A 5123-nucleotide genomic window follows, 5' to 3' on the forward strand; every position below is an offset into this window, starting at 1 on the left:
CGGGTATTTGCTTTCAAACTGTCTTGCCATCTTGGTAAGTGATACTTTGGCTGAAGAAACTCTTCCAAGATGTTTTACTTCTGAGCCTCGTTGATCTTCGCAATATGCGACTTCGGTGAACTCCTTATGGGTGTCCAATCCGACAAAAATTATGGTATTGTTTTTCATGGTGCTGGCCTCCGCTTATATGGTATGACACATATATTATGGCTCTGGCTTTGCTAACCCACGATAGGAGGTCAGCACTCTTTTGGGACGTGGGGAGTCATTATGTCTATACGTAAAAGGTAATCTGAATTTTGCTGAACAAGGAAGTAAATAATAGATTGGCGGCCGTAATCATTATTGTGTCTGGTATCGCAGTATTCGCATACGCAGCTTTTCAAATTGATTGGGCTAATATTGAGCCATCTTTCAAAAGCATTTTCTTCCCAGTATTGTTCTTTTTTATAGTTGTTTTATTTGCTTTTAAAGTTGCTAGTAACAAAGATATTGATGTCACTAGTAAAGAGACAGATTCGAAAATAAGCGAAGCCATCGATAGTTTTAATCACAAAACAAGGCATATTCAAAACTTGGTAATAGGTTCAATCGTATTATGCTTATTAGCAATCTGAATCGACCAGCCTTCTTTAGACGCTTAATTGCTTTATAATTATGTGTATTAAGGAGAAAGTATGTCTCAGCGATTTACCGAAGAATTTAAGATCCAAGCAGTTAAGCAAGTTACCGAACATGGCCATTCAGTTTCTAGCGTTTCTGTACGGCTTGGTATAACTGCCAGTTCGCTCTACAACTGGATGAAAGTGCATGGTCCAGATAGTGATGAACACAAAAAACAACTCGACCACGAAAACAAAATTAAGCAGCTAGAAAAAGAGCTTAAGCGTGTCACGATGGAACGCGACATCCTAAAGGAAGCAACCGTATTTTTCGCGGGCGAGTCAAAGAAAAATACGCGTTCGTAAAAAAAAGGCTCAACAATTACCCTGCCAAATTGATGTGTGAGACGCTTTCTATTCAGCGGAGTGGCTTTTATGCTTGGCTGAATCAGCCCAAGTCAAAGCGCCAGATTGAAGATGAACGACTGACAGGGCTTATCAAGCATTCTTGGTTGGAAAGTGGTTGTGTTTACGGCTACCGGAAAGTAACGAGCGATCTGCGTGACTTAGGTGAAACCTGCTGCAAACATCGCGTTGCACGATTGATGAAGCAGGAAGGAATCAGGGCTCAAGTAGGTTACAGAAGGCATAGAGGCCACTATGGCGGCAAACCCGCAATCGTCGCAAGCAACGTATTAGATCGCCAGTTTTCTGTAGCCATGCCAAACCAAACTTTGGTGACTGATATTACTTATATCAGAACTCACGAAGGTTGGCTCTATCTTGCTGTGGTACTGGACTTATATTCTCGTGCCGTAGTTGGTTGGTCTATGAGCTCAAGAATGGAATCCGAGCTTGTTACTCAAGCTCTTCTTGCAGCAGTGTGGCGAAGAAAGCCGCGGAACCAGGTGTTAATACACTCTGATCAAGGCAGTCAGTTTACGGGTTACGAATGGAATGACTTTCTAAGCGCTCACAACCTTAAAGCGAGTATGAGTCGGCGAGGAAATTGCCATGATAACGCAGTAGCGGAGAGCTTCTTTCAGCTTCTCAAGCGTGAGAGAGTAAAGAGGAAAATCTACTCAACAAGAGAGCACGCACGAGCAGATATTTTTGATTACATTGAAATGTTTTATAACTCTAGACGTAAGCATGGGGAAGCTAATAATATGCCTCCACTGGCTTATGAAAAGTTAGAAGAATTCAAACAGAAAAGTGTTTAGTTAAAGCTGGTCGATTCAATCCTTGTGTTGATGACACAAGGATATCGAATAAAGAATGATCAGCCAACTTAGCAAAGTGTTATGTCGGCTTTCGGGTCTTTTGTAATATAAGAAAAGCCAGGCAAATAGGCATGGAAAGCGATGCTCGCGTTATGTCGGTTTTCCTCTTTTAGGTAATGTAAGATATCGAGAAAAATTTTCTTGGATCCTATGAACGGTTTACCCGCAAGGCCAATGTTCTAGTTTTCCAAAAGAGTAGGGCGCAGACACAAAATATTAATGGCCCCGGTTCACATATTGCGAACAAGAGCCATATGCCTTACACTGTTCACATATTGCGAACTAATGGAAGTTTTATGCATGTTATTGCCAGAGGTATATTCGTTGAAGCTATCAAGAAATACCCAAACGATGCCAATGCGATAGAAGATTTTTATCGACTACTTAAGAGTGGGAAGTTTAAAGATCATCACGTACTAAAAAAGGCAGTGCCGTCGCTAGATAACTTTAAGTACAAAGATAAATGGTGGGTAGTTGATTTAGGCGGTAATAACCTAAGACTTATCGCATTCATTGAGTTCCGCCATCAACGTGTTTACGTAAAATACATTGTCGACCATAAAGAGTATGATCGGCTCACAAACCGTTATAGAAGAAAGGAGCTGAAATGAACATACAACACATTACACAGCTTGCGCATGAATTACAGAGTGAGATGCCATTTATCGCTGGTATACATTCACAGGAAGATCATCAAGAGGCACTTTTGCTTATGGATGAACTTATTGAGGACTATGATGCAAACTTGCTTCTTATTGATGTCTTGTGGGCAAAAATTCATGCGTATGAAGAAGAAGCCCCTGAGTTTCATGATTTTAACACTAGTATCGAGTCTAAAGATGCAGGCGCATCCATGTTGCGATTGCTGATGGATCAGCATAACTTAACTATGTCAGATTTTAAAAATGAGATTGGCCCGAAAAGTTCAGTATCTATGATATGTAGCGAGAAGAGGTCACTTACTAAAGAGCATATTGAAAAACTTTCAAGACGTTTCGAAATCAGTCCGTCGTTATTTTTCTGACCAGGCTGTACAGTTAATCTTTAAAGTGTCCAATAAGATCTATTATTGGACATAGTGTATGAGTTAATCTAGTCTTTACTCATAAAGCGTTAAGTCCTATGGCAACTCCAAGATCAATCCCTTTATTCCCAGCATACAACGAGCTTAAAGACTTTGACTGGCGTGATTACCCACAGCTAGATCAGTTTTTCAACGACAACCCTAAGTGGTGCCGTGAACACTGGGATTGGGCGCGAGAGTATTTGATTTTCCTTGGCAGAAACAAATCTGAGCATACTTACATTAGATTCCGTTCTGACATAGAAAAATTTTTGCTGTGGAGTTTTTTGGTGGCAGAAAAGCCTGCTGTCGATTTTAGAAAGAATGACTTACTTGATTATTCAGAGTTCTTCTTTAAGCCACCGCAAACTTGGATAGGTCTAGCCAATGTGGATAAATTTGTACCGTCTGCTGGTCTGTACGAATTTAATAAAAGCTGGAGGCCTTTTAGATATATAGCCGAAGGTAGTGATGCTGATAAAAAGAAATACAGGCCTTCACAGCAATCTATACTTGCCATGTTTTCTGCTATAAGCGGTTTCTACACACACTTAATGGAGAGCGAAATAGCATTAGGAAATCCGGCAGGTCTTGCAAAAAAAGACTGTAAGCGATTAGTTAAGGATGCACAGGTAAAAGAAACAAAGCGGCTAGACCAGGCACAATGGGATTTACTACTAATTACGGCTGAAAAAATGGCTGACGAAGACTCACTCTTTGAGCGGAATATTTTTTTATTGGCTGCAATGAAAACAATGTTTTTGAGAATTTCTGAATTAGCTGAGCGTGACGACTGGATACCTGTTATGAGCCACTTTTGGCAAGACGATAAGAAAAACTGGTGGCTCAAGATATACGGTAAAGGAAAGAAAATTCGCGACATTTCTGTCCCAGATAGCTTCCTGCCTTATTTAGAACGTTATCGGCTATGGCGTGGCTTGCCTGCATTGCCTGGTAGACAGGACAAGCAACCAATTGTGGAGAAAATTCGTGGGGCTGGAGGTATGAGTGGTAGACAACTAGCGCGTCTTGTCCATCAGGTGCTCGATAAAACCTACGAGACTATGAGGTCTCGATCAGGAGAGAAAGCAGCGCAAATTTTCAAAGATGTTTCACCTCACTGGCTGCGTCATACAGGCGCAAGCATGGAGATTGAACGAGGCCGCGCCCTTAAGGATGTTTCGGAAGACCTGGGGCATTCAAGTATGGCTACCACTGACACGGTCTATGTTCAAACAAGCGCCAAAAAACGCGCTGAGAGCGGAAAATCTCGAGAAGTTTGATTTTGGAACCAAAATTCTGAAGCCTAAAGCTTAATAAAACCAATCGGTTAGTCTGTATTTGCCGGTCATTTCACCCGAAAACAAGTTGCACGTTCAACTAAATTACTAAACTCCATGAATCAAGATTCAATCACTTAGATGAATACCTCCAACTAAAGTACTAAACTTTTATCGAAACTACCTTCAGTTTGATTTGTTTCACTTAAATTCAACTAAAATACTAATTTGGGCGACATTAATTCATCCTCGTTTTGTTAGTCGTTATAAAGTCAATTTAATTACTAAGAATCACAAGAGGGAAAGGATATTATCTTCGTTGACATAGCCAATCTTTATTATTCTTAAATGCCTACATCACCTTTTATTGGAAAACCAGTCCTTTAGATTTGGTTGACATTGTTTGTAAATGACTTTTATATATCGGGCAAGGGGTTGACTGAATTTTGTGAATCTTAAGTATTCATCCGTTGTGTTTAATAGACTATTTAGACAAAAGTCAGGGTAGGGAATTTCTTTTCCTTTCTTCAAAAAGCAGCGTTTCGTATAGTAATCGTCTGCGCCTGCAATGATGAGGAAGCAGAAATTTTCAAACTAGCACTTTGTCCCTAAGTAAGACGTTCAGAGGACATTTTTCAAATGAGGATAAAACAGCCGACTTCAGCTCTGACTGAATGCAGGCTTTGAGCACAAAGCTCTACCTTTTGTCTGCTCCGGAAATGTTACAAAGCACACCTCTAAAGCGAATTAGTGAGTAGTTTGTATCAGTTTGAGGTATTGGCACTTATGTCAAACCTGACTGAAAAGCACTAAATTTTAAGGAGTCCCGAAACTAGACATCTTCACTTCAAGACAAGGTTTTCAATTGACAGACCAATTCTTAATGAGTACAGTT

Annotated in this window: 5 protein-coding genes and 1 pseudogene; 5 read left to right on the forward strand and 1 reads right to left on the reverse strand. The window is 40.3% G+C overall.

Annotated features, from left to right (window positions below; genetic code table 11):
* Positions 1 to 168 (reverse strand): annotated as a pseudogene (locus tag A3735_RS29785) (IS110 family transposase); the annotation flags it as partial.
* A gap of 131 nt (positions 169 to 299) precedes the next feature.
* Here A3735_RS29785 and A3735_RS19310 point away from each other — a divergent pair.
* From A3735_RS19310 to A3735_RS19335, 5 genes are all read left to right on the forward strand, one after another.
* Complete coding sequence (locus A3735_RS19310; protein ID WP_068510553.1) at positions 300 to 617, forward strand: hypothetical protein; 318 nt, start codon at positions 300 to 302, stop codon at positions 615 to 617.
* 60 nt (positions 618 to 677) lie between these two features.
* Positions 678 to 1825 (forward strand): IS3 family transposase gene (locus tag A3735_RS19320; RefSeq protein ID WP_156495034.1). Its coding sequence is split into 2 segments (ribosomal slippage): positions 678 to 921 and positions 921 to 1825, totalling 1149 coding nucleotides; the frame shifts between segments, so codons are not numbered across the junction.
* 356 nt (positions 1826 to 2181) lie between these two features.
* On the forward strand, positions 2182 to 2496 hold the full coding sequence (locus A3735_RS19325) for a type II toxin-antitoxin system HigB family toxin (RefSeq protein WP_068510549.1): 315 nt from the start codon (positions 2182 to 2184) through the stop codon (positions 2494 to 2496).
* Complete coding sequence (locus A3735_RS19330) at positions 2493 to 2909, forward strand: type II toxin-antitoxin system HigA family antitoxin (protein ID WP_068510548.1); 417 nt, start codon at positions 2493 to 2495, stop codon at positions 2907 to 2909. Before A3735_RS19325 ends, A3735_RS19330 begins: the two co-directional genes overlap by 4 nt.
* Before the next feature lie 98 nt (positions 2910 to 3007).
* Complete coding sequence (locus A3735_RS19335) at positions 3008 to 4231, forward strand: tyrosine-type recombinase/integrase (RefSeq protein ID WP_068510546.1); 1224 nt, start codon at positions 3008 to 3010, stop codon at positions 4229 to 4231.
* Positions 4232 to 5123 lie beyond the last annotated feature (892 nt).

It is taken from the genome of Oleiphilus sp. HI0061, from assembly GCF_001635675.1.

What these genes read in the sequence shown, in the direction of transcription:
- A3735_RS19330 (WP_068510548.1), top strand. Translation starts at nt 2,493, where the DNA reads ATGAACATACAACACATTACACAGCTTGCGCATGAATTACAGAGTGAG.
- A3735_RS19325 (WP_068510549.1), top strand. Translation starts at nt 2,182, where the DNA reads ATGCATGTTATTGCCAGAGGTATATTCGTTGAAGCTATCAAGAAATAC.
- A3735_RS19335 (WP_068510546.1), top strand. Translation starts at nt 3,008, where the DNA reads ATGGCAACTCCAAGATCAATCCCTTTATTCCCAGCATACAACGAGCTT.